General features: G+C 72.0%; 21 protein-coding genes. 5 read left to right on the top strand and 16 right to left on the bottom strand.

What is annotated here, in order from left to right:
- Window positions 1-127: 127 nt before the first annotated feature.
- The 3 genes from M1P99_RS00790 to M1P99_RS00780 form a co-directional block, all read right to left on the bottom strand.
- On the bottom strand, window positions 128-1,192 hold the full coding sequence (locus M1P99_RS00790) for a tetratricopeptide repeat protein (RefSeq protein ID WP_304455516.1): 1,065 nt from the start codon (window positions 1,190-1,192) through the stop codon (window positions 128-130).
- 309 nt (window positions 1,193-1,501) lie between these two features.
- Window positions 1,502-2,764 carry an HRDC domain-containing protein gene (locus tag M1P99_RS00785; RefSeq protein WP_304450771.1) on the bottom strand — a complete coding sequence of 421 codons (1,263 nt, stop codon included), beginning with the start codon at window positions 2,762-2,764 and terminating at the stop codon, window positions 1,502-1,504.
- A gap of 64 nt (window positions 2,765-2,828) precedes the next feature.
- Complete coding sequence (locus tag M1P99_RS00780; RefSeq protein WP_304450770.1) at window positions 2,829-3,404, bottom strand: DUF3000 domain-containing protein; 576 nt, start codon at window positions 3,402-3,404, stop codon at window positions 2,829-2,831.
- Window positions 3,405-3,684: 280 nt separating this feature from the next.
- On the opposite strand from M1P99_RS00780, the gene hemE reads away from it, so the two are divergent.
- Window positions 3,685-4,719, top strand: coding sequence for a uroporphyrinogen decarboxylase (gene hemE, locus M1P99_RS00775; protein WP_304450769.1), 1,035 nt, complete (start codon window positions 3,685-3,687; stop codon window positions 4,717-4,719).
- Between the two features lie 315 nt (window positions 4,720-5,034).
- Here the strand turns inward: hemE and M1P99_RS00770 are convergent, their stop codons facing one another.
- Window positions 5,035-6,105, bottom strand: coding sequence for a DUF4349 domain-containing protein (locus tag M1P99_RS00770; protein WP_304450768.1), 1,071 nt, complete (start codon window positions 6,103-6,105; stop codon window positions 5,035-5,037).
- A 165-nt stretch (window positions 6,106-6,270) separates the two neighbouring features.
- On the opposite strand from M1P99_RS00770, the gene hemG reads away from it, so the two are divergent.
- Window positions 6,271-7,737, top strand: coding sequence for a protoporphyrinogen oxidase (hemG, locus tag M1P99_RS00765; protein WP_304450767.1), 1,467 nt, complete (start codon window positions 6,271-6,273; stop codon window positions 7,735-7,737).
- On the top strand, window positions 7,734-8,444 hold the full coding sequence (gene hemQ / locus M1P99_RS00760; RefSeq protein ID WP_304450766.1) for a hydrogen peroxide-dependent heme synthase: 711 nt from the start codon (window positions 7,734-7,736) through the stop codon (window positions 8,442-8,444). The genes hemG and hemQ overlap by 4 nt, the downstream gene beginning before the upstream one ends.
- A gap of 211 nt (window positions 8,445-8,655) precedes the next feature.
- On the opposite strand, the gene M1P99_RS00755 is transcribed toward hemQ, so the two are convergent.
- The 3 genes from M1P99_RS00755 to msrB form a co-directional block, all read right to left on the bottom strand.
- Window positions 8,656-9,459, bottom strand: a complete 804-nt coding sequence (locus M1P99_RS00755) for a phosphatidylcholine/phosphatidylserine synthase (protein WP_304450765.1) — start codon at window positions 9,457-9,459, stop codon at window positions 8,656-8,658.
- Window positions 9,446-10,117: a phosphatidylserine decarboxylase gene (locus M1P99_RS00750; protein WP_304450764.1), complete on the bottom strand. Its 672-nt coding sequence runs from the start codon at window positions 10,115-10,117 to the stop codon at window positions 9,446-9,448. Before M1P99_RS00750 ends, M1P99_RS00755 begins: the two co-directional genes overlap by 14 nt.
- Before the next feature lie 276 nt (window positions 10,118-10,393).
- Window positions 10,394-10,831 (bottom strand): peptide-methionine (R)-S-oxide reductase MsrB, encoded by a 438-nt coding sequence (gene msrB, locus M1P99_RS00745; protein WP_304450763.1) that lies wholly within the window; start codon window positions 10,829-10,831, stop codon window positions 10,394-10,396.
- Between the two features lie 250 nt (window positions 10,832-11,081).
- Here msrB and M1P99_RS00740 point away from each other — a divergent pair, with 250 nt between their 5' ends.
- Window positions 11,082-11,501 carry a hypothetical protein gene (locus M1P99_RS00740; RefSeq protein WP_304450762.1) on the top strand — a complete coding sequence of 140 codons (420 nt, stop codon included), beginning with the start codon at window positions 11,082-11,084 and terminating at the stop codon, window positions 11,499-11,501.
- A 57-nt stretch (window positions 11,502-11,558) separates the two neighbouring features.
- On the opposite strand, the gene M1P99_RS00735 is transcribed toward M1P99_RS00740, so the two are convergent.
- From M1P99_RS00735 to M1P99_RS00695, 9 genes are all read right to left on the bottom strand, one after another.
- Window positions 11,559-12,347 (bottom strand): GntR family transcriptional regulator, encoded by a 789-nt coding sequence (locus tag M1P99_RS00735; RefSeq protein WP_304450761.1) that lies wholly within the window; start codon window positions 12,345-12,347, stop codon window positions 11,559-11,561.
- Window positions 12,348-12,514: 167 nt separating this feature from the next.
- The gene (locus M1P99_RS00730) at window positions 12,515-13,300 is read right to left on the bottom strand and encodes a pyrimidine reductase family protein (RefSeq protein ID WP_304450760.1); all 786 of its coding nucleotides are present in this window, start codon (window positions 13,298-13,300) and stop codon (window positions 12,515-12,517) included.
- A 139-nt stretch (window positions 13,301-13,439) separates the two neighbouring features.
- Window positions 13,440-15,602, bottom strand: coding sequence for a glycogen debranching protein GlgX (gene glgX / locus M1P99_RS00725; RefSeq protein ID WP_304450759.1), 2,163 nt, complete (start codon window positions 15,600-15,602; stop codon window positions 13,440-13,442).
- 314 nt (window positions 15,603-15,916) lie between these two features.
- Window positions 15,917-17,548: an acyl-CoA dehydrogenase family protein gene (locus M1P99_RS00720; protein ID WP_304450758.1), complete on the bottom strand. Its 1,632-nt coding sequence runs from the start codon at window positions 17,546-17,548 to the stop codon at window positions 15,917-15,919.
- A 232-nt stretch (window positions 17,549-17,780) separates the two neighbouring features.
- Window positions 17,781-18,437, bottom strand: coding sequence for a pyridoxal 5'-phosphate synthase (locus M1P99_RS00715; protein ID WP_304450757.1), 657 nt, complete (start codon window positions 18,435-18,437; stop codon window positions 17,781-17,783).
- A complete protein-coding gene (locus tag M1P99_RS00710; RefSeq protein ID WP_304450756.1) occupies window positions 18,434-19,168 on the bottom strand; it encodes a sirohydrochlorin chelatase in 735 nt (244 codons plus the stop codon). The genes M1P99_RS00715 and M1P99_RS00710 overlap by 4 nt, the downstream gene beginning before the upstream one ends.
- A gap of 139 nt (window positions 19,169-19,307) precedes the next feature.
- Window positions 19,308-20,009: a phosphoadenylyl-sulfate reductase gene (locus M1P99_RS00705; protein WP_304450755.1), complete on the bottom strand. Its 702-nt coding sequence runs from the start codon at window positions 20,007-20,009 to the stop codon at window positions 19,308-19,310.
- A complete protein-coding gene (locus tag M1P99_RS00700; RefSeq protein WP_304450754.1) occupies window positions 20,006-20,203 on the bottom strand; it encodes a hypothetical protein in 198 nt (65 codons plus the stop codon). The genes M1P99_RS00705 and M1P99_RS00700 overlap by 4 nt, the downstream gene beginning before the upstream one ends.
- A 68-nt stretch (window positions 20,204-20,271) precedes the next feature.
- A complete protein-coding gene (locus M1P99_RS00695; RefSeq protein WP_304450753.1) occupies window positions 20,272-21,969 on the bottom strand; it encodes a nitrite/sulfite reductase in 1,698 nt (565 codons plus the stop codon).
- A 395-nt stretch (window positions 21,970-22,364) separates the two neighbouring features.
- Here M1P99_RS00695 and M1P99_RS00690 point away from each other — a divergent pair, with 395 nt between their 5' ends.
- A complete protein-coding gene (locus M1P99_RS00690; protein ID WP_304450752.1) occupies window positions 22,365-23,375 on the top strand; it encodes a YihY/virulence factor BrkB family protein in 1,011 nt (336 codons plus the stop codon).
- Window positions 23,376-23,511 lie beyond the last annotated feature (136 nt).

Below are 23,511 nucleotides of genomic sequence, written 5' to 3'. Positions count from 1 at the left end.
GGCCACGAACCTGGGCCGAACCTGCATCGTCTCCTCCCCGGGCATGCGAACGCCCCCGACACGCGGATCGGTGTCGGGGGCGTTCGGCGTGCTCCGGAACTCCAGAGGCCGTTCCCCGGCGCTCTGGTCACAGCAGGGCGTTGGCCTCCCGGTGGCGCCCGGCCGCGTTGTAGGCACCCGCCAGGTCCCGGCGCAGACGCATCGTCAGCCGCCGCACCTCCGGGTCGCCCGAGGAGTTCAGTGCCACGCGGTAGGCCTCCCGCAGCACGTCCACCGCCTCGTCGGGCCGTCCCGCCTGCGTGTGGGCACGCCCCAGCCGGTGGTGCACCGACAGGGTGTCCAGGTGCCCCTTGCCCAGCCGGCGCCGCCGCGCCGTCAGGACCAGGCGCAGCTGGTCGATGGCGGCCGCCGCGCCCCCCGTCATACTCAGCGCGGCGCTCAGGCCCAGGCGCAGCTCCTCGCGGCGCTCGGTCGAACCCACGTCCCGGATCGCCTGCTCGTAGTGCTCGACCGCGGCCTCCGGGCGACCGCTGCGCCGCAGGCACACCGCCAGGCGGATCCGCGCCTCCACGGTGTCGGCGTCGGCCGTGCCGAACTGGCTCTCCCGCTCGTTCAGCAGGATCTCCCACTGGCTCGCCGCCTCCGCCGGACGGCCGGCGTCCTCGTAGGCCCAGGCGAGGTTCTCGCGGATGATCTCGGTGCGGGGGTGCTCCTCGCCGTAGACCGTGACCGCTTCGGCCAGGGCCAGCTCGAACTGCTGCACGGCCGACTGTCGGCGCCCCATCTGCGCGTACTTGGTCGCGAGGTTGTTGCGCGCGGTGATCGTGTCCGGGTGCTCCGTCCCCAACCGCTCGACGAGCGAGCGCAGGGTCCGCTCCAACGCCGCGGCACGCATCCCCGCCGTGGGGACGCGCGGCTCGGCCGAACGGGACGCGACACGGGTCGCGCCGTCCGCGGGCTCGGCCACGGCGTGCGTCGCGCTCGGTGCGGGCAGGCGCTTGGGGGCGGGGGCCCGGACCGGGGCGACGGTGGCGGTCCCCGCCACATGTTCCTCCGGAGCGATGGCGCCGGTGCGTTCATCCCGCTCGCGGGCGCGCTCGCCGAAGGCGGCGCGAGCGGTGTCGGCCGACCGCTGGGCGGACAGACCCGCCAGGCGGGTGCCGCGTACGAGGGCACGCCAGAACGACAGCAGACTCACCACATCTCCCTGATCGAACGGCCGTGGCTGTGATCGCCGACGGTCGGTCGCAAACCCGTATGATCCTCACGCACCCGAGAACGTCCGGGCACGTTTCTATAACTTAATCGGACACGGGGCCACGGAACAGGCATCAACCACCCTTCGAGGGCAGTGACTTCCGTCACGTTTGGATTGGATGTGTCCGCTGGGGGTACCAGCTAACTTTTGTCCACTCTCCGGTCACGTGACGTTCGCCCGACCCGGCCCTCCTCCACGGGCACCCGTCCCGCTCGTGGCGGGGCGGTCCGCACCGGCCGCGCCCTACTCCCGCTCGGCTCCGAGCAGAGCCGTGGCCAGGGGATCCGCGGTCAGGCCGACCTGCCAGTCCCTCGCCCCGCGCTCGCGCAGGAACGCGGCCACGGAGTCGGGATCGACGGTCCCGGGAGGCGACCAGGCCAGGCGCCGGACCGTGTCCGGCAGCAGGAGGTTCTCCGTCGGCATGACCACGTCCTCGGCGATGCCCGTCACCGTCGCCCGCGCCGCCTCCAGGCGCCGCGCGGCCTCCGGCGCGCGGTCCGCCCACCGGTTCACCGGGGGAGGCCCGTCACCGGGGGCGTTGGGCCGCGGCAACTCGGCCTGCTCCATGTCCCGCGCCCGGTTGATCGCCTTGATCCACGTCGTCAGGTAGCGGCGCGCGAGCTTGATGCCGTACTGCCGGATCCCGGCCAGCTCCGCCGTGGTCCTCGGCATGGTCGAGGCGGCCTCCACGATCGCCGCGTCGGGCAGCACCCGGCCGGGCGAGACGTCCCGCTCCTGGGCGATCCGGTCCCGCTCGTACCAGAGCTCGCGCACGGCGGCCAGGGCCCGCTGGTTGCGCACCCGGTGGATCCCCGAGGTGCGGCGCCAGGGATCGGCGCGCGGTTCCTTGGGCGGCGCGGTGAGCACCGCCGCGAACTCCTCCCTGGCCCACTCCAGCTTGCCGGTCTCGGCCAGCTCGGTCTCCAGGGTGTCGCGCAGCTCGATGAGGATCTCCACGTCCAGCGCCGCGTAACGCAGCCAGTCCTCGGGCAGCGGACGCTGCGACCAGTCCACCGCCGAGTGCTCCTTGGCCAGGCGCACGTTCAGCAGGCGCTCCACCATGAAGCCCAGGCCGACCCGCTGGTAGCCCAGCAGCCGTCCCGCCAACTCGGTGTCGAACAGCCGTGCTGGACGCAGGTTGACCTCGGACAGGCACGGCAGGTCCTGGTGGGCGGCGTGCAGGACCACCTCGGCGCCGTCCACGGCGTCGTTGAGGGCGCTCAGGTCCGGGCAGGCGATGGGGTCGACCAGAGCCGACCCCGAACCCTCCCGGCGCAGCTGCACCAGATACGCGCGCTGCCCGTACCGGTAACCGGAGGCCCGCTCGGCGTCCACCGCGACCGGACCGGTCCCGGCCGACAGCGCACGGACCACGTCGGCCAGCGCGTCGGCGTCGGCGGTGACCTCGGGCAGGCCCTCGCGCGGTTCCCGCAGCAGGGGCGCCCTCTCAGCGTCGTCGTCGCCTGGTTCGCGGGAGTCTGTCTTGGAGTTCAACGCGTTCGCCACACCACTACGGTATGCGCTGTGGCCACCGAACGCCGATTCGGCCGTCGGCGCAGCGGCTGCGTGGTCAGGGCCGCGAACGCTGCCTGGCGATGTCGGTCACGTCCAGCGGCGGCAGGCCCGAGGCCGAGGCCAGGAGCGCCAACCACGCGCTGACGTGGGGCGACAGGTCATCGGTCTCCGGCGTCCAGGAGGCGCGCATCTCCACCTCCGTGGTCGAACCCTCGCCCGCCTTCGTGCCGAATCCCTCGGTCGTCGCACGTGTGACCGTGCCGCTCAGCGTGTGGTGCGAGGCCTCCTCGGCGTCCAGGGCGTCGGCCAGCCAGCTCCACGCGACGGGCCCCAACAGGGGATCGGTGGCGATGTCCGACTCCAGCTCGGAGTTGACCTGGCAGACCACGCGGAACGGCCCCGGCCAGTCCCGTACGCCCTCCGGGTCGTACAGGATGATGAGGCGTCCCCAGGCGATCTCCTCGTCGTGCACGCTGACCTCGGCCGAGACCGCGGCCGTGTGAGGGGCCAGCCGCTGGGGGGCGGGAATCTCCCGCACGGTGATCTCGGGGCGGACACGGGCGCCGTGCAGGGCCTCGACCGCTCGCCGGAACGTCTCGTGCGCGTCCTCGGCGCTTCCGACATCGGGCATGGTGGGAACGTCAGCCTTCATTGTGTGGTGATCACGTCCTGGCGGGCTCATCCGGCATATCCCCGGTTCTCCCCGTGCGGACGAGGGGTGGGCACGCCTTCGACCGTGGCACGAGTCACCGCGTGGTGGCCGCAGATGGCGCGGCGTGTCGGGGTTTTGTGATGATCTTGGGACCCGGAACCGCTGGGCCGCGCCGGATCGCGGTTCCGCGGCGCCGTCCGGCGGCCCCGGTCGGCCGATCCGAGTCGGAGTACGGCGGAGGGCATGGCACGATCGAGGAGTGACGCTTCAAGACTCTCCTTTCCTTCGCGCCTGCCGGCGCCTGCCGGTGGACCACACGCCGGTGTGGTACATGCGCCAGGCCGGACGCTCCCTGCCCGAATACCGACGGGTCCGCGCCGACGTGCCGATGCTCGAGGCGTGCGCGCGCCCCGACATGATCACCGAGATCACGATGCAGCCGGTGCGCCGCTACGACGTCGACGCCGCGATCTACTTCAGCGACATCGTCGTTCCGCTCAAGGCGATCGGCATCGACCTCGACATCAAGCCCGGGGTCGGCCCCGTCGTCGCCGACCCGGTGCGCGACGCCTCGGGGATCAAGCGCCTGCGCGAGCTCGAGCCGGACGACCTGCCCTTCGTCTCCGAGGCGGTCGGCCAACTCACCCATGAGCTGGGCGACAAGCCGCTCATCGGCTTCGCGGGCGCGCCGTTCACCCTCGCGTCCTACCTCATCGAGGGCGGGCCGTCGAAGAACCACGAGCACACCAAGGCGCTCATGTACGGCGAGCCCGAGCTCTGGGACGAGATGATGCGCCGCCTGGCCAACATCACGCTGGGCTTCCTGCGCACCCAGATCGAGGCCGGGGCCAGCGCGGTCCAGCTGTTCGACTCCTGGGTCGGCGCGCTGAGCGCCGAGGACTACCGCACCTCTGTGCTGCCCTACACCTCGTGGATCTTCGGTCAGCTCAGCGAGTTCGAGGTGCCGCGCATCCACTTCGGTGTGGGTACGGGAGAGCTCCTCGGCCTGCTCAGCGAGGCCGGGGCCGACGTCGTGGGCGTCGACTGGCGGGTGCCGCTGGACAAGGCCGTCCAGCGCGTCCAGCCGGGCACCGCGCTCCAGGGCAACCTGGACCCGGCGACCCTGTTCGCGCCCTGGGAGGTCATCGCCGAGCGCACGCGCGACATCCTGAACCGCGGGCGCGCCGCCGAGGGCCACATCTTCAACCTCGGACACGGCGTGCTGCCCAGCACCGACCCGGAGGTCCTCACACGGCTGACGGCGTTCGTGCACGAGCAGACTCGGGGCGCTTGACGCCGGGTCCTTCGTCGTCGACTCGCCTGGCTCGCAAGCTCGCTGGCGGCAACGTCGCCCGCCACCACCCTCAACGGACGCCTGCGGCGCGGTCCTTCCTGCTTCGGCCCGGATCAACCCCCCTGGGGTCGGTGAGCGCGCCCGTGTACGTCCAACCCCTCTGCGGTACGGGCGGGTTGAACGGCCGACGTCCGATCCGGTGGGGCATGGGTGGGCTGCAGTCGACGTCCGACCCCCTGGAATGCTCTGGTGCCCGGTCACGCCCCCGGAGGGTGACCGGGCACCGTGCTGTTCACGGCCCGGTGGCCGCGGAGGTCACCGCTCGTCGTCCTCGTCCGGGGCCTCGGACGGAGCGCCGCCGGTGTCCGGAGCCGACTCGTCCGTGCGCTCGGCGGTGCCCGGCCGGTCGCCGCCCCGCCCGCGTCGGCGGCCGAACGGGGTGCGGCGCTCTGCGCTCTGGGGCGCGCGTGCGGCCCGCCGGCGGCGCCACCAGATCCAGGGCCCGGCGGCGACCACGACGGCGACCGCCAGGAAGGGCAGCAGCCAGCCCAGGGCCACCGCGATGCCCTCGCCGAGCGTGACCAGGGCGCGCCAGCCGCGTTCGAGGCCGCCCATGAACCCGATGGAGTCCTCGTCCGGCTCCTCCAGATAGGTCTCCGGCGGCATCAGCCGCAGGTGCACCGTCGAGTACGACGTCAGGTTGCTCAGGGACTCCATCCGAGCCTGGAGGGACTCCAGCTCCGCCTGGCGGGACTGGATCTCGCGCTCCACCTCCAGCAGGTCCTCGACGTCCTCGGCCTCGTCCAGGTAGCCCCGCAGGGTCGCCAGCGACGCCTCGGCCGACTCGATCCGGCTCTCGACGTCGGTGACCTCCTCGGTCACGTCCTCCACCGACCGCTCCAGGCTGGACCGGTCTCCCAGTTCGGCCAGTGCGCTCAGGGCGTCCTCGTACCCCTCGTCGGGGATACGGAGCGTGAGAGAGGACTCGGGCGTCCCGCCGGTCGGGGTCGACACCTGCTCGAAGGCCACGTAGCCGTCCGCGTCGACGGCGACGTCCTTGGCGGCCTCGGACGCCTCGGACACGTCGTCCACCCGCACGGACAGGTCGGCTGTGTGGACGAGGTCGCGGTCGTCGATCTCGACGTCGGCGCCGACACCGGTACCGCCCTCCCCTCCGTCGGCGCTCTCCTCGGCCGATTCGCCCTCGGCGGCGGCGATGTCATCGGCCGCCGCCTCCGGAGCGGGGCCCTGGGCGTAGGACTCGGTGGTGCGGTCAGCGGACGATCCGCCTCCGGCGGCTCCGCAGGCGACGAGCATCCAGGCGGACAGGCCGGCCGCGATCACTACCCCGACGGATCGCGCCGGGGGCAACGCTGAAGTATCCATGTCCCTCGGACGCACCCGTTCCGCCGCCCGTTGCGGTCGCGCGGTCACGACACCGCAACGGCTGGGCCACGTCCCGGTGGCGGACGCCTGGACGGGCCGCCGCCGGCCGGGGCCCAACCGGCAGTGCGGATCGCTGTGACCCAGAGCATCTGGAAAGCTGGGGTCATGCCTGAAGCACCGCACGTCGTCGTGGTCGGCGGCGGGGTCTCCGGACTCACCGCCGCCCACCGCCTCACCGGGCTCGGAAGCGCCGTCACCGTCCTGGAGGCCGCCGAGACCCCGGGTGGGAAGCTGCACGCCTCCGCCGTCGCGGGCGTTCCCGTGGACGCGGGCGCCGAGTCGGTCCTGGCACGCCGCCCCGAGGCGCTGGAGCTCTTCACCGAACTGGGCCTGTCCGACCAGATCGTGCACCCCGGTCCCGGCGCCGCCGCCGTCTACAGCCGCGGGCGGATCCGACCGCTGCCCAAGGGGCAGTTGATGGGCGTGCCGGGCAGCCTGCGCGAGCTGGCCCGCAGCGGGGTCCTGTCCTGGTCCGGGACGCTGCGCGCCGGGCTGGACCTGGTCCGGCCGCGCACGCCGGTGCGCGGGGACGTGCCCGTGGGCGCCTACGTGGGCGCCCGGATGGGCGCCCAGGTCGTGGACCGGCTCGTCGAACCCCTGCTCGGCGGCGTCTACGCGGGTCGCGCCGACCGCCTCTCCCTGGACTCGACGCTGCCCCAGATCGCCCCCATGGCCCGCCGCGACCGCTCGCTCATGCGCGCCGTGCACACGAGTCTGCGGGGCAGGGGCTCGGCGCCCACCGCCTCCGGGCCGGTGTTCGCCTCACTGCGCGGCGGCGTCGCCACGCTCACCGGCACCCTGGCCGAGCGGTTGGGCAAGGACGTGCGCACGGGTACGCGGGCCCGCTCCCTGGAGCGGCTCTCCCAGGGCTGGCGGGTCCACCTGGACGACGGCGAGTCGCTCGACTGCGACGGTGTCCTGCTGGCCTGTCCCGCCCACGAGGCCGCCCGCCTGCTCGCGGACCACGCCCCCGAGGCGGCCGACGGACTCCGAGGCGTCGAGTACGCGGGCATGGCGCTGCTGACCTTCGCCTTCCCGGCGTCGGCCTTCCCCGAACCGCTCACCGGCACCGGCTTCCTCGTCCCGGCGGGGGAGGGGCTCACCATCAAGGCCGCGACCTACTCCACCAACAAGTGGCCGTGGCTGGCCGAGGAACTCGCCGCCGCCAATCCCGGAGACGACCTCGTGGTCGTGCGCTGCTCCATCGGCCGGGCGGGCGACGGAGCGTTGGAGCGCTCGGACGAGGAGCTGACCGCGGCCGCGCTCGCGGACCTGACCACGGTCACCGGACGGACCGCACCACCCGTGCAGACCCGCCTCACCCGGTGGACCGACGGCCTGCCCCAGTACGCGGTCGGGCACGCCGACCGCGTCGAACGCGTGCGCTCGGCGGTCCACGGCCTCCGGGGCCTGGGGGTGTGCGGCGCCGTCTACGGCGGCGTGGGCATCCCCGCGTGCATCGCCGACGCGGGCCGCGAGGCCGCGCACCTGGCGGGCACCCTCCAGTCGAACAGTCACACCCACCCCGGCGGCGACGCCGACGGACCGAACCAGCAAGGAGTCAACCCGTGACGGGCCAGCAGAACACCGCCGTCGACCAGGACGGCACCGACCTCAACTCCCTCATCCGCTACACCATGTGGTCGGTCTTCAAGGTCGGCTCCCTCCAGGGCCTGGACCGGGCCGCGGCCGCCGACGAGCTCCAGACCTTCCTCGACAAGGCGGCCGAACGCGGGGTGACCACCCGCGGCAGCTACGACGTCCAGGGCTTCCGCGCCGACGCCGACATCATGTTCTGGTGGGTGGCCGACAGCTCCGAGCTGGTCCAGGAGACCTACTCCGCCTTCCGGCGCACCCGGGTCGGGCAGGCGAGTGCCCCGGTGTGGTCGGTCGTGGGCCTGCACCGCCCGGCCGAGTTCAACCGCGGCCACGTGCCGGCCTTCCTGGCCGGTGAGGAGCCGCGCGACCACCTGTGCGTGTACCCGTTCGTGCGCTCCTACGAGTGGTACCTGCTGCCCGACGACGAGCGCCGCGCGATGCTCGCCGAGCACGGCCGCATGGCCGCGCCCTACCCGGACGTGCGCGCCAACACCGTCTCCTCGTTCGGTCTGAACGACTACGAGTGGCTGCTGGCCTTCGAGGCCGACGAGCTGCACCGCATCGTGGACCTCATGCGCCACCTGCGCGGTGCCAAGGCCCGCCTGCACACGCGCGAGGAGCTGCCCTTCTACACCGGCCGCCGCAAGAGCGTCGCCGAGCTGGTCGACGCCCTGCCGTAGCTTTTTCGGGGCCTCCGCCCGTTCCTCGCTTTGCCCCGAGCCAACCCCCCAGGGGTCCCGCTCGCCGGAACCCCAGGGGGGCTATCCGGGCCGAAGCGAGGAACGGGCGGAGGCCCGAAAGGCACAGCGAGGGCGCCGACGGGTCCTGGAGGGCCTGGAGGTGCACTCCCGAGGAACGAGGGAGTGCACCGGAAGGACCGAAGCCCCCGTCCTAATGGCGCCCGAGGCGGGCCGATCTGCGGGTGGCCAGCACGTAGAAAGGGATGGTCACGATGAAACCGAGCACGGCGGCGCTCATCAGGTAGATGAGCGTCTGACCGGCCGGCGCCCCCAGGCCCCAGGCGGCCATGAGGGCCACACCGGCGGCGAGGACGCCCAGGACGGCGTAGGCCTTGCGGCCGCGCGGCTTGGGGTACTCCATCCGGCTCACCATGAGCCAGGAGATCAGCAGCACCGCGGCCACGCCCGCCAGCGGCGGCGGGTCGAGCAGGACCACGGTCACCACGGCCATCGCGCCGAAGGGGCACGGCAGACCGGTGAAGTAGTCCGCCCCCGGGGCCTGGCAGGAGAACCGGGCCAGCCGGACGATCACCGCGAGCAGCACGGCCCCGCCCGCCACGACGGCGAACGGCTCCAGTCCCTCGGCCCGCATGCCCCACACGACGAAGAAGAAGGCCGGGGCGAAGCCGAAGCTGACCACGTCCGCGAGGTTGTCCAGCTCCGCGCCCATGCCGCTGCCGCCGAGCTTGCGCGCCACCCGGCCGTCGAGCACGTCCAGGGCGGCGGCCACGAGCATCAGACCCACGACCGTGGCCATCGCGGCGTGCGGCAGCGGCCCGCCGGTGCCGGAGGCCGCCTGCGCCGATTGGGCCGTGGCGAGCGCCCAGACGGCCAGAAAGCCGCACAGGGCGTTGCCGAGGGTGAGGTAGTCGGCGGGGCCCAGGCGCAGCCGAGGAGCCGTCTCAGCGGGCGCCCCGGCCGGCGGGGGCAGGACGGCGCCGTCAGTCGGCGTCAAGACGGGTTTCTCCGGCGCGGACCTTCTGGCCGACCTCCACCGCCGGGGCGACCCCGGACGGAAGGTAGACGTCGACCCGTGACCCGAACCGGATGAGCCCGATCCTCTCGCCTTGCTCGACCTTCTGCCCCGCAGCGAGATACGGGACGATACGCCGGACCATCGCGCCGGCGATTTGAACGACCGTGACCTCACCGATCTCGGTTTCAAGGGTCCAGATGACGCGCTCATTACGCTCGCTGTCCTTGTCGAAGGCGGGGCGGAAACCCCCGGGGCGGTGCTCGACGCCGGTGACCAGGCCGGCGAGGGGAGCACGGTTGACGTGCACGTTGAGGGGGTTCATGAACACCGCGACCCGGACGCGTCCGTCGGGCCGGGTGTCGAGGCTCTGGACGACGCCGTCGGCCGCGGACAGCACCCGACCGGTCGCCGGGCCCCGCTCGGGGTCGCGGAAGAACCAGGTCATGCCCGCGGCGAGGGCGACCACGGGGAGGGCGGCCGCCGCACGGACCCGGGACCCGCGCGCGGCGAGGGCGGCGGCTCCGGCGGCGGCCAGGGACGGGACCAGCCAGGGGGCCGATCCCTGTGCCATACCGAGTCTGGGCCTGGCCGCGGGACGCGGGGAGGAGGAGGTGGTGGTGGGTGAGTCGTCGGTCATCGAGCGCTTTCGTCGCGGGTCGGTCTGGTCGCCCGCACATCGGGTACCGCTGTGAGGGGTCGACCCGGTGCCTTCCGGGTCTGGCGGGTGCGCGGGCGCCCGGGTACTTCCGTCCGTCCGCACCGTGCTCCCCGGGCCGGGGGGGTGTTCCCGGTCGCACGTCATGTGATTATCCCTGATCCGGCTGTGGCCGTGGCGCGGCCGCCGGAGACGTCGCCGGCCACCGGGGGCGGTGGCCGACGGGCTCGTGACCCGGAACCTGGATGGTATGCCAACCTACTCCGCCGGCTCCAGGGTGAGGGCGATGGAGTTGATGCAGTACCGGGCGTCGGTGGGAGTGGCGTATCCCTCGCCTCGGAAGACGTGGCCCAGGTGGGAGTCGCAGGTGGCGCACCGCACCTCGGTCCGCGCCATGCCCATCGAGGTGTCCTCGTGCAGGGTGACGGCGTCGCTGTCGGCCGGGTCGAAGAAGCTGGGCCAGCCGCAGTGGGAGTCGAACTTCTCACTGGAACGGAACAGTTCGACCCCGCAGCCGCGGCAACGGTAGACCCCGGTCGTCTTGGTGTCGACGTAGTCGCCGGTCCAGGGTCGTTCCGTGCCCGCCTGGCGGAGAACGGCGTACTCCTGGGCGCTGAGCCGCTCGCGCCACTCCTGGTCGGTCTGGGGAATGTCCGCCGCCCCGGTGCCCGGGGCCGGATCCACTGAGTCAGCCATGATGAGACGCTACCCCGAATCGTGCCCGGGCGCTGCCAGGGCGCCACGGGCGACAAATGCCGCAGATATCCATGAAGCAAGGTAAATCATCCTTAGAGGCCACATACCAGTAACTTCACTTTGCGCAACGTTCGGGACGGATTGTGCAGGGTAGGCCACACACCAGGGTCAGCGGTCGAAGTGCACTGAGGCAGGTGGCATGGCTGTAGCGGCACAACAGGCACTCAGAGTGACTCGCCGACCACTGCGTGTGGGAAGAATCAGATACGGACTGTGGTGGCTGGACCAGGTCACCGTGGGAGCCCGGGCCCGCGCCCGCGCCGCCTCCGCCGGGGTGGTCACGGTCGCGGGGGAGGTGCGCTGGGCGGTCGAGCTCAGCGCCAGGGCCACGGTGGCGGGGATCGCCCGCGCCAGGCCCGAGCCCTGGACCGATCGCGGTCTGCTCGCGCTGGCGGGCGCGATCGCCCTCGGCGCGTTGGCGCTGGCGGTGTTCCTGGGGTTCGGGATGGCCCAGTGGGCGATGACCCGGCCGGAGAGTCCGTTCTTCGCCGCGGCGGGGGCGCTGGCCGTCGGGCTGGCGATCCTGCCGCTGGGATATCTGGTGTTCGCCTCCAAGCGGGGTGGTTGCCGAGGCAGGACAGGAAACGGGAATCGAGTCGATCGAGCATGAGCCGACCGAAACGGCAGAGGGGCGCCCGCGGGCGCCCCTCCTCGTGTGTGCGGCGGATCAGGCGTCGAAGTCGTACTGGAGCACGTACGCCGAGCCGTCCATGGTGATCTCGTTGAACTCCACCGGCACGTTCTGGTCGGTCAGGGCGGTGCGCGCCACCTCCAGGACCGGCGTCCCGGGGGTCAGGCTCAGCTCCTCGCTCTCCTCCGGGGTCGGCATCCGCACCCGGATCTCCTCGGTGAAGTGGGCCGGGGCCCGGCCCAGCTCGGCCAGGCGCGCGTAGATTCCGCCCGGCCCGGAGTCGGGCTCCCTGATCCTGCGCGCCGCGGGGGAGTCCTCCGGCCGCCCGAGGAGGGACAGGGGCAGGTGGGAGACGGCGCTCTGCACCGGACGGCCGTCCACGAGGTAGCGCCGGGTGCGCCGCACCACGGCCTCGCCCTCGGCCAGCCCGAGCGCGCGCCGCACGTGGTCCCCTGCCACCGCTTCCTCCACGCGCAGGTGGTCCACGTCGTAGCCGCGGTCCTCGGTGTCGGTCCGCCAGATCGCCCGTCCGTTGCCCCACAGCTCCTTGGACAGGCGTCGGGCCCCGTGTCTTCGTACCGGCCGGAACAGGCGGACGTAGATGCCGGAGCCGCGCACGGCCACGGCCAGGCCCTCGTTGATCAGGACGGAGAGCGCCTGCCGTGCCGTCGCTCGTGCGACACCATGACGCTCCATGAGGGAGTTCTCACCGGGGAGGCGGTCGCCGTCGGCGTACCGTCCGGAGCGGATCTGTCCGCGTAGCTCCTCGGCGATCTCTCGGTAGACCGGAGGGGACCCGTTGTCGGACGTCGGCACTACGTTCATCCTCTCGGCCGGGGGGCCAAGCCGGTAAGCCCCGTCGATGCGGTGTGTCCGGTGTCGATCTACCCACCAGAGGCACACATCGGGTATGTCCGATTCCGGGGCGGTTCATGCGTGATTGGGGGGTGGCCGAAATCGACGTGGAGCACGCGGGTCCCTCCGCGGAGCGTTTACCGCAGATAACGCGCGAACAGGTGGCCGTCGGCTTCCAACAGGTGTGCCAAGCGCACGGGTGTGTTCTGCACGGAGGCGTGCTCCGGTGCCCCCGGTGTGCCGGAACCCCCGGCGACGATGCGGGGTGCGCCCGAGCCCAGCAGGTGCGGGCTCACGGTCAGGCACAGCTCGTCCAGGAGTCCGGCGGCCACGTACTCCGCCAGCAGGTGCGGGCCGCCCTCGGTGAGCACCCTGTACAGCCCGCGCTCGGCCAGGGCGTTCACGACGTGCTCGGGACCGACGGACAGTCCGTCGACCACGACCAGGTCGGCGTGCTCGCGCACGTGGTCGCGGCGCTGCGCCGGGGCGTGCGAGGTGGTGAACACGACGGTGCGCGCGTCCGTGGGCGCATCGGTCAGCAGCGCCTCGGGCAGGTCCAGCGAACGCGAGACCACCGCCACGCGGGGCGTGTCGGGCCGGCCGGCGCGCAGGGGAGCCCACGACCCGCGGGCGCGGACCGGCCCGTAGCCCTCCGCGCGCGCGGTCGCCGCGCCCACCAGGACGACGTCGCACAGGCCGCGCAGGACTCCCATCACCCGGCGGTCGGGAACCGAGGACAGGTCGCGGCTGCGCCCGGAGGGGCCGACGGCGCCGCCGTCGGCACTGGCGACCATGTTGGCGCGTACCCAGGGCCGGTCCAGGCCGACGGGGTAGGCGTAGGCGGCGGCCAGGTCCACGTCCGTGGCCCCGGGAGAGGGCAGCAGTTCGCGGAAGGGCGCGTGGTCCGGGTTGTTCGACGACATGGTCACCAAGGGTAGGGCTTCGCGCTCGCCGGGCCCGGGCGGAGCGGGCCGCACGCACCGGGCCGCCCGCCCGGAGCCGCCGCCGCGAGCCGGGCCGCGCGACCGGGATCCGCGGAGCCCGGCCGCGCGGCCCGGACCCTCAGGTGCGGTGGGCGGTCTGTCCGGTGCGGTGCGAGACCCTGCGCAGGAGCAGCAACGCGCGGTCGATGACCCGGACGGGGCCCGAGGCCGGCACCGGAGGCCGACCGCTCACGTCCGGTTCGGCCGTGTCCAGGACGGTCTCCCACGCCATCCCGAACTCGGTCCCCGGCAAGGTGAAGTCCACCGCCTGCGCGCCGCTGTTGAGCAGCAGCAGGAAGGAGCCGTCGTGGATCCCCCGCCCGCGCGGGTCCGGCTCGGTGATGGCCTCCCCGTTGAGGAACACGCCCAGTGCCCGTCCCTCCGCGTTCCAGTCGGCGCCGGACATCGGCTTGCCGTCCGGACGCAGCCACGCGATGTCCGGCAGGCCGTCCCGGCCCGAGCGCGAGCCCTCCACCGGGCTGCCGTGGAAGAACCGCCTGCGCCGGAAGACCGGGTGCTCGCTGCGCAGGCGCGCCAGCGCGCGCACGTAGTCCAACAGGTCGTTGTCGGGCTCCTCCCCGTCCAGCCCGGCGCCCTTCCAGTCGATCCACGAGATCTCGTTGTCCTGGCAGTAGGCGTTGTTGTTCCCGCCCTGGCTGCGGGCCACCTCGTCGCCGTGCGAGAGCATCACGACCCCCTGCGACAGGTACAGGGTGGTGAGGAAGTTGCGCATCTGGCGGCGTCTGAGTGTGATGATCTCCGGGTCCTGGGTGGGTCCCTCCGCCCCGTGGTTCCAGGACCGGTTGTCGTCGGTCCCGTCCCGGTTGTCCTCACCGTTGGCCTCGTTGTGCTTGTGGTCGTAGGAGACCAGGTCGGCGAGTGTGAACCCGTCGTGGCAGGTGATGAAGTTGATCGAGGCCACCGGGCGGCGGCCGTCGTTCTGGTAGAGGTCGCTGGACCCCGCCAGGCGCGAGGCGAGTTCGCCCAGCACGGGCTCGCCTCTCCAGAAGTCCCGCACGATGTCGCGGTACTTGCCGTTCCACTCCGTCCACAACGGCGGGAAGTTGCCGACCTGGTAGCCGCCCGGGCCCACGTCCCAGGGTTCGGCGATCAGCTTGACCTGGGAGATCACCGGGTCCTGCTGGACGATGTCGAAGAAGGTGCTCAGCCGGTCCACGTCGTGGAACTCCCGCGCCAGGGCCGAGGCCAGATCGAAGCGGAACCCGTCCACGTGCATCTCCAGGACCCAGTAGCGCAGCGAGTCCATGATCAGTTGGAGCGAGTGCGGGTGGCGGACGTTGAGGCTGTTGCCGCAGCCGGTGTAGTCGAGGTAGTAGCGCTGGTCCTCGTCGCTGACCCGGTAGTAGCCGATGTTGTCGATACCCCGCAGCGAGAGCGTGGGGCCCATGTGGTCGCCCTCGGCGGTGTGGTTGTAGACCACGTCCAGGAGCACCTCGATGCCCGCCTCGTGCAGCGACTTCACCATCGCCTTGAACTCCTGGACCTGCTGGCCCCGTGAGCCCCGCGCCGCGTACCCGCTGTGCGGGGCGAGGAAGGCCAGGGTGTTGTAGCCCCAGTAGTTGGTGAGTCCGCGCGCCACCATGGCGTGCTCGGGTACGAAGTGGTGCACGGGCATGAGCTCGACCGCCGTCACCCCGAGCGAGGTGAGGTAGTCGATCATCACCGGGTGCGCGAGCCCCGAGTAGGTGCCCCGCTGGTGCTCGGGGATACCCGGGTGGCGCATGGTCAGGCCGCGCAGGTGCGCCTCGTAGATGACCGTCTCGTGGTAGGGCGTGCGCGGACGGGACTCGTTGCCCCAGTCGAAGAACGGGCTCACCACCACGCACTTGGGTACGTAGGGGGCGCTGTCGGCGGTGTTCTTCCGGTCGGGATCGGCGAAGTGGTAACTGAACAGCGACTCGTGCCAGGTGAGGTTGCCGTTGAGGGCCTTGGCGTACGGGTCGGTGAGAAGTTTGTGCGGATTGCACCGCAGCCCCTGTTCCGGTGCGTAGGGGCCGTGGACTCTGTATCCGTACTGCTGTCCCGGGCCGACGCCCGGGAGGTATCCGTGCCAGACGAATCCGTCGTATTCGGTCAGTGGTATGCGGGTCTCCTCGCCGTCGTCGTCGAACAGGCACAGTTCCACCTGTTCGGCGGCTTCGGAGAAGAGGGAGAAATTGGTGCCGGACCCGTCGTAGGTCGCACCGAGCGGATAGGAGCTACCTGGCCAGACTTCCACCATAGGCGTCGTCAGTCTCTTGGTGTCGGGGCTCTCGGGGGCCGCGGATCGGAAGAGCCCCGAAGGCCCCGTTTCCGGGAGGGGCGCACCGATTCGCGGCCCGTCCGAAAGCGGGCGGTTGCGTTGGTGACGACTACTTACTTCCGCTCCCGTCACCGAAGTATGCCGACCAGGGCCGATGATCATCGGAGGAGTGGCGAAACGGGTGGTATGTCTCTGGAATTATCTGGGTTTGTCGGAGTATTCGGGATCGGCGAAAACCACGAATCCTCCTCGGGCCGGTGCTCCGGTGCTCCGGTGCCAGGGGCGGGGCCCGCTCAGCGCCGGGGCCGGGCGCGGTCCAGGATGAGGGCGGTGTCGACGCCGCGCGGCAGAGTACCGAACACCCCGCCCCACTCGCCCCCCAGCCGCGAGCGGGTGAAGGCCTCGGCCACCGGGGTCGGAGCGTGCCGCAACAGCAGGGACGCCTGGAGGGTGAGGGCCATCAGCTCCACGACCGAGCGGGCCCGGTACTGGGCCTCGTCCAGGTCGCCCAGCGTCTGGTGCAGGCGCTTGAGGGCGGCGTCGAAGCGGTCGTCGGTGCCCGAGGCCGTGCCCACCTCGCCGAGGAAGGCCTCCAACGACTCCGGGTTGCGGCCCATCGCCCGGAGCACGTCCAGCGCGGCCACGTTGCCCGAGCCCTCCCAGATGGAGTTCAGCGGGGAGTCGCGGAAGAGCCGAGGCATCCCGGACTCCTCGACGTACCCGTTGCCGCCCAGGCACTCCAAAGCCTCCGCGGCGTGGACGGGCTGGCGCTTGGTCACCCAGAACTTGCCGACCGCCACCCCCAGGCGGCGGAACGCCATCTCGGCTTCGTCTCCGCGCACCGAGCGGTCCATGGCCCCGGCCAGGCGGGTCATGAGGGTGGTGGCGGCCTCCGACTCCAGGGCGAGGTCGGCCAGGACGTTGCGCATCAGGGGCTGGTCGACGAGCGTCCGCCCGAACGCGGCGCGGTGCTCGGCGTGGTGCAGCGCGTGCGTCAGGGCGGCGCGCATGCCGGAGGCGGAGCCGATGACGCAGTCCAGGCGGGTGCAGTTGACCATCTCGATGATGGTGGGGACACCGCGGCCGGGCTCGCCGACCAGGTGGGCGACCGCGCCGTCGTACTCCAGCTCCGCCGAGGCGTTGGAGTGGTTGCCGAGTTTGTCCTTGAGCCGCTGGACGAGGAGGGCGTTGCGGGAGCCGTCGGGCAGGACCTGCGGGACGAGGAAACAGCTCAGCCCCTCGGGTGCCTGGGCCAGGGTGAGGAAGAAGTCGCTCATCGGAGCGGAGGTGAACCACTTGTGCCCGGTGAGGAGGTAGTGGCCCTCGGAGGTGGGGACCGCCCGGGTGGTGTTGGCGCGTACGTCCGAGCCGCCCTGCTTCTCGGTCATGGACATGCCCGCGATCAGGCCGCGCTTGCCCAGGGGAGCGCGCAGCCCGAAGTCGTAGGAGCGGGAGGTCAGCAGCGGTTCGTACTGTTCGGCGAGCGCCGGCGCGTGGCGCAGCGCGGGCACGACGGCGTAGGTCATCGAGAGCGGGCACCCGTGGCCGCTCTCGGCCTGTGACCAGAGGAAGAACTTGGCGGCGCGCGCCACGTGCGCACCGGGGCGCTCATCGGCCCAGGGCGCGGCGTGCAGGCCGTGCTCGACGGCCTGGTCCATGAGGACGTGGTAGGCGGGCTGGTAGTCGATCTCGTCGATCCGGTGCCCGTAGCGGTCGTGGGTGCGCAGGACCGGCGGGTAGGCGTTGGCGGACTCGCCCCAGGCGCGCACGCGCTCGGACCCTGCCGCGTCGCCGACCTCGCGGACCTCCGGCTCCGCCCACTCCGCGCCCTCGCGCCGCAGGCCCTCCACCAGGGCGGGGTCGTCCGCGGCGGCGTAGTCGCCGAGGGGAGTGGCCTGGTTGAACACCTCGTGCGTCGGGGGCATCGTCGCCTACCGTCCTTCGGATCCGGGCTGGAGAGTGACCGCATCGTACCCGGACGGGACGCAGTGAACCGAACCAGGTTCGGTTCACTGGAGGAGGCCCGACCCGTCCAGAGCGCCTCCTGCCCGCCCTCGGGCCGAGCCGTCCCGGTCCCGCCCCGGGCGTCCGGGGCCATCCGGCACCGCGGCTCGCCGCACCGCGTCCTCGCGCACCCGGACGGGCTTCAGGGCGGGGTCAGGGCCACAGGAGGGTGCGGTGCCAGGGCGCGCCCGGCTCGGCGCGCTCGTAGGCCAGACGGGTGTGGCGGCGGTCCGGGTCGCCCTGCCAGAACTCGACCTCGACCGGGGTCACCAGGTACAGGCCCCAGTCGTCCGGTGCGAGGTCCGGGTCCTCCAGCAGACGCTCCCGGCTCCGGTCGGCGGTGCGGCCGATCTCGGCGAGGTCGCTCAGCGGCTCGCTCTGGTGACCGTGCAGTCCCGCGACCCTGGACTCCAGGGGACGGGCGAGGAAGTCGGCCGCGCACTCCTGCGCGCTCGCCAACTCGGCGGTTCCGCGCACACGGACCTGGCGCCCCTGCGGGCCCCAGTAGAAGCCGAGGGCCACGGCCGGGTTCGCGGCCATGTCGCGGCCCTTGCGCGAGGTCGTCGTGGTGGCGAACCACCACCCCTCGGGCGTGAAGTCCTTCATGATCACCACACGCGAGGACGGCGCGCCCAGGTCGTCGACCGTGGCCACGGTCATCGCGTGCGGCTCGCTCACACCCACCTCGACCGCCTCGGTGAACCACCGGATGAACAGGTCGGCGGGATCGGCCGGGGCCGAGTCCGGGTCGAAGGCCGCCAGCGGTCCGGCGAAGACCGGAAGGCCCCGTAGCCGGTTCCTGATGCTCACAGCTCCCCCCTCAGGGCCGGTTCGGAGACCGCCGCATCGTAGCGCTCCAGGACGACGCGGGCGAGTTCGGGGACGTCGCCGAGGGCCTCGGAGACCACGTGCGCACCGGCGGACCGCTCCCGGATCCGGTCGGAGAAGTACCCGGGCGCCAACAGGTAGGTCGCGACCGCCACCCGGGAGTGCGGCAGCAGCTCGGCGACGGCCTCCGCCGGACTCGGCGAGGCCGCGGAGGCGAACGCGGCGACCACCTCGCGCCAGGGCCCGCGCTCGGCCAGCCGCTCCGCCATCGCCCGGATGGTGGCGTTGGCCTCGGGATCGCTCGAGCCGGCGGAGGCCAGGACCAGTGCGGTCCCGGGATCCGCGGTGGCTCCCGCCTCGGCCAGGCGCCGCTCCACGGCCCGCAGCAGCAGCGGGTGCGGGCCCAGGGTCTCGGCGTAGCGCACCCGCAGCCAGGGGCTCCGCTCGCGCACACCGGCCAGGACCCCGGGCAGGTCCACCTTGCTGTGGAAGGCCGCGGTGAGCAGCGTCGGCAGGACGACGACCTCGCCGGCGCCGGACGCCGCGAGGTCGTCGAGCGCCTCCTCGGCGCTGGGCGCGGTGTGGTCGAGATAGCACACGCGCACGTCGAGGCCGGGGCGCAGGGACCGCACGCGCTCGAACAACGCGGACACCGCCGCCGCCGAACGCGGGTCGGCGCTGCCGTGTGCCACGGCCAGCAGGGTCGTACTCATCGTCTCCGTCACAGCGTCGGAGGGCGGGGCCAGGTCGTGTTCCGAGGGGCGTTCCGGGCTCGCGACCGCTCGCTCACCCGAAGGCCCTCGCGGAAACACTCCCTGGGCCCCGTCCTGGGTTAGAGGGCCCCGTCCCGGGTCAGACGTGGATGCCGCACTCGGTCTTGCCGGTGCCCGCCCAGCGGCCGCTGCGCGGGTCCTCGCCCGGCGCCACGCGCCGGGTGCACGGCTCGCAGCCGATCGAGGGGAAGCCGTCGTACTGCAGGGGGTTGACCATGACCCCGTTCTCGGCCATGTAGGTGTCGACCTGGTCCTGGGTCCACCGTGCGATCGGGTTGACCTTGGTCATCCGCCGACGCCGGTCCCACTGCACGACCGGGGTGTCGCGGCGGGTCACCGAGTCCTCCCGGCGCAGGCCCGTCAACCACGCGCTGTAGGGCTCCAGCGCCCGCTGGAGCGGTTCCACCTTGCGCAGGTGGCAGCAGATCGCCGGGTCGCGCCCGTGCAGTCGCGGCCCCAGGGCCAGGTCCTGCTCGGCCACGGTCCGGACGGGCTCGACGTTGATGAGGTTGATGTCGTAGACCGAGGCCACGGCGTCCCGGGTCCCGATGGTCTCGGGGAAGTGGTAGCCGGTGTCCAGGAAGATCACGTCGATCCCGGGCACCGACCGGGACGCCAGGTCGACCATGAGGGCGTCGGCCATCGAGGAGGTCATGCACAGCCCCTCCTGAAAGGTCCGCGCGGCCCAGGAGATGATCTCCGCGGCGGAGGCCTCCTCCAGCTCGCGCGCGGCGCGCTCGGCCAGCTCGGGGCCGCCCACCGGGGTGATCGTGGCGTTCATGAATTCCCTTCCGTCGGTCTGGAGGGGGCGCTCAGCGACGCGGAGCGCAACCCGACGTACTTGACTCGGAACACGCGGGCACAGGACAGGCAGGCCCAGGGGTATCCCTCGCCCTTCACAGCGGCGCCCTCCTCGGGCACCAGGTCCTCGTCACCGCAGTAGGGGCAGTAGTAGGGCGCGGCCCTCTCGGACATGGCGCACCTCTTCCTTCGTGGGTGGGCGTGGCGGGCCCGGGGCCCGCCACGGCTCAGATCAGATCAGATCAGGTCAGGTCGGCGTCGTCGGCGCGGCCGACCCAGGTCGCGAACGCCTCGCCGTCCTGCTTCTGCGCCTGGTAGCGGCGCAGGACGCGCTCGACGTAGTCCGGCAGGTCGTCCGCGGTGGCCTTCAGACCGCGGATCTTCTTGCCGAAGGACGAGGTCAGGCCCATGCCGCCGCCCAGGTGGATCTGGTAGCCCTCGACCTGCTCGCCCCGGTCGTTCAGCATCAGCTGGCCCTTGAGGCCGATGTCGGCGACCTGGATACGGGCGCAGGAGTTCGGGCACCCGTTGACGTTGATGGTCAGCGGCTCGTCGAAGTCCGGGAGCCGCTTCTCCAGCTCGTCGATGAGCGTGGCGGCGCGGCCCTTGGTCTCCACGATCGCCAGCTTGCAGAACTCGATCCCGGTGCACGCCATCGTCTGGCGGCGGAAGGTGCTCGGGTTGACCTGCAGGTCCTCCGACTCCAGCGCCGCGGTGATCGAGGCGACCCGGTCCTCGGTGATGTCGAGGATCACGAGCTTCTGGTCGGCGGTGGTGCGGATGCGGTCCGACCCGTGCTCCTCGGCGATCTCGGCGACGCGCAGCAGCTTGGTGCCCGAGACCCGGCCGACCTTGGGCGTGAAGCCGACGTAGAACTTCCCGTCGCGCTGGCGGTGCACGCCCACGTGGTCGCGCTCCAGGCCCGGGTCCAGCTCCGGCGCGGGACCGTCCGGCAGCGCGTAGCCCAGGTACTCGTCCTGCAGGACCCGGCGGAACTGCTCGGCGCCCCACTCCTTGATGAGGAACTTGATCCGCGCGCGTGTGCGCAGGCGGCGGAAGCCGTAGTCGCGAAAGACCGAGCAGACCCCCGCCCAGACCTCGCTGACCTGGTCCGGGCGCACGAACGTGCCCAGACGCTGGGCGAACATCGGGTTGGTGGACAGGCCGCCGCCGACGAACAGGTCGTAGCCGGCCTCACCCGCCTCGTTGCGCACCCCGACGAAGGCCACGTCGTTGATCTCGTGGTTCGTGCAGTAGGACGAGCAGCCCGAGATCGACGTCTTGAACTTGCGCGGCAGGTTCGAGAACAGCGGGCTGCCGATGTGGTCCTCGTTGACCTGGAAGATCTCCGGGGTGGCGTCCAGGACCTCGTCCTCGGCCACGCCGGCCAGCGGACAGCCCAGGATGACGCGCGGAGTGTCGCCGCAGGCCTCCATGGTGGACAGGCCCACCGACTCCAGCTTGTCCCAGATCGCGGGCACGTCCTCGACCCGGATCCAGTGGTACTGCACGTTCTGGCGGTCGGTGATGTCGGCGGTGTCGCGCCCGTAGTCGCGGGAGATCTCCGCGACCGCGCGCAGCTGCGCCGCCGACAGCTGTCCGCCGTCGATGCGCACGCGCAGCATGAAGTACCGGTCGTCGAGCTCCTCGGGCTCCAGCACGGCCGTCTTGCCGCCGTCGATGCCCGGGGCGCGCTGGGTGTAGAGGCCGAACCAGCGGAAGCGCCCGCGAAGGTCGGCGGGGTCGATGGAGTCGAAACCCGCCTTGGAGTAGACGTTGACGATCCGGTCGCGGACGTTGAGCCCGTCGTCGTTCTTCTTGTTCTCCTCGTTCTTGTTCAGCGGCTCACGGTAGCCCAGGGCCCACTGGCCCTCGCCACGGCGTCGCCGTGGCTTGGCTGCCGTCGCGGACGTGCCGGGCTGCGCGGAAGAGGGAGGCATCGCGGGTGTCTCCGATGGGGTCGCGGGGTGCACACGGTCCCGGCGCCCGCACCACTGGCTCCAGCGCCGCACGTCGTCGTGCCGGGCGAACAGGAGTGAGTCCACGTGTGTGGGAATCGAAGAAGGGGAGAGCGCCGGGGCCGCGCGCACACCTGAATCACGGGTGCGTCAAAAAGGCGGCGAGATTAACCGACGCTGCAACAGATGGCACTACGGACCCGAAGGAAGTCCACGTGGCGGCGCACGCAGAGCATGGGGTCCAGAGCAGCGATCATGCAATGAGAATGTCACGGGGGTCCGCGCTTTGTCCAGACGGGAGCGCGCGGGGTGAGTCAGGTCACCCCACGGGACGGCCGCGCGCGTGGCCGATTCCCCGGGCCGATAACGTTCTCCCTGTGGTGGGATTCTGGGAAGGTCTGTGGAGGGCCGTCGGCGCGTGGCTGCGCCGTCACCCCCGCACGCACAACGCGCTCCTGCTGGTCGTGCGGACCGTCCGGGCCTTCGCCAGGGACCGCGTCGTCGGACTGGCCGCCGAGTCCGCCTTCTTCTCCCTGATCTCGCTGCCCGCGCTGCTGCTGTGCCTGGTCGGCGCACTGGGGCCGCTCGCCACGGTCCTCGGCGAGGACCTGGTGGAGGAGATCCGGGTGTGGATCCTGGACCTGGCGGCCCGGGTCCTGACCCCGGCCACGGTCGGCACCGTCGTGGAGCCCCTGGTGGACGACTTCCTGGGCGGTGTCCAGGGCGGCCTGCTGTCGGCGACCTTCCTGGTCTCCCTGTGGTCGGGCTCGCGCGCCATGAACGTGTTCATCCGCTCCATCACCATCTCCTACGGGTTGGACGAGCTCCGGGGGTGGATGCGCCAGCGCGTCCTGGCCTTCGTGGGCTACCTGGGGGCGCTGGTCTTCGCGTTGCTCGTGCTGCCGGTCCTGGTGGCCGGCCCCGACCTCGTCCACCACCTGCTGCCCGTCACCGTGGGGCGGCTCAACGTCTTCTACTGGCCGATCGTGGTGGTCCTGGCCGTGGCCGCGGTCACCTTCCTCTACGCGCTCAGCGTCCCGGTCCGCACGCCGCTGTGGCGGCACCTGCCGGGCGCCCTGCTGGCCACCCTGGTGCTCATCGCCGGGTCGGCGGTGCTGCGCGCCTACCTGGACGCCTCGTTCGGACAGGTGAGCATCTACGGGTCGCTGGCCGCGCCCATCGCCATCCTGGCGTGGCTGTACGTCATGGCGATCGCCGTACTGGTGGGTTCCAGCCTGAACTCGGAGATCGACGCCATGTGGCCGACCGCGCGTACCGCCGCGGCCCGGGCGGAGATCGCCACCCGCGGCTTCCAGCGTGCCAACCGCCTCGTCGAACGCCGTGAGCAGGCGGTCATCGACACGATCGACGAGTACCACGGGCGCTGACACCGCCGGGCCCTCCGGCGCCCTGGCCGGATCCGGCCATTTTCGGCGTGAACCATGTGTGCTCGGAATGTGTCCACTTCAACGTCGGGTCACGCCGGACGGTGCGACGACGAATCGAGGTGAACGCGAATTCCGA

It is taken from the genome of Nocardiopsis sp. YSL2 (assembly GCF_030555055.1).
In the GTDB taxonomy this organism is placed as follows: domain Bacteria; phylum Actinomycetota; class Actinomycetes; order Streptosporangiales; family Streptosporangiaceae; genus Nocardiopsis.
Note: the sequence above shows the minus strand (reverse complement) of the source record. Positions and strands in the feature narration are given on the sequence as shown.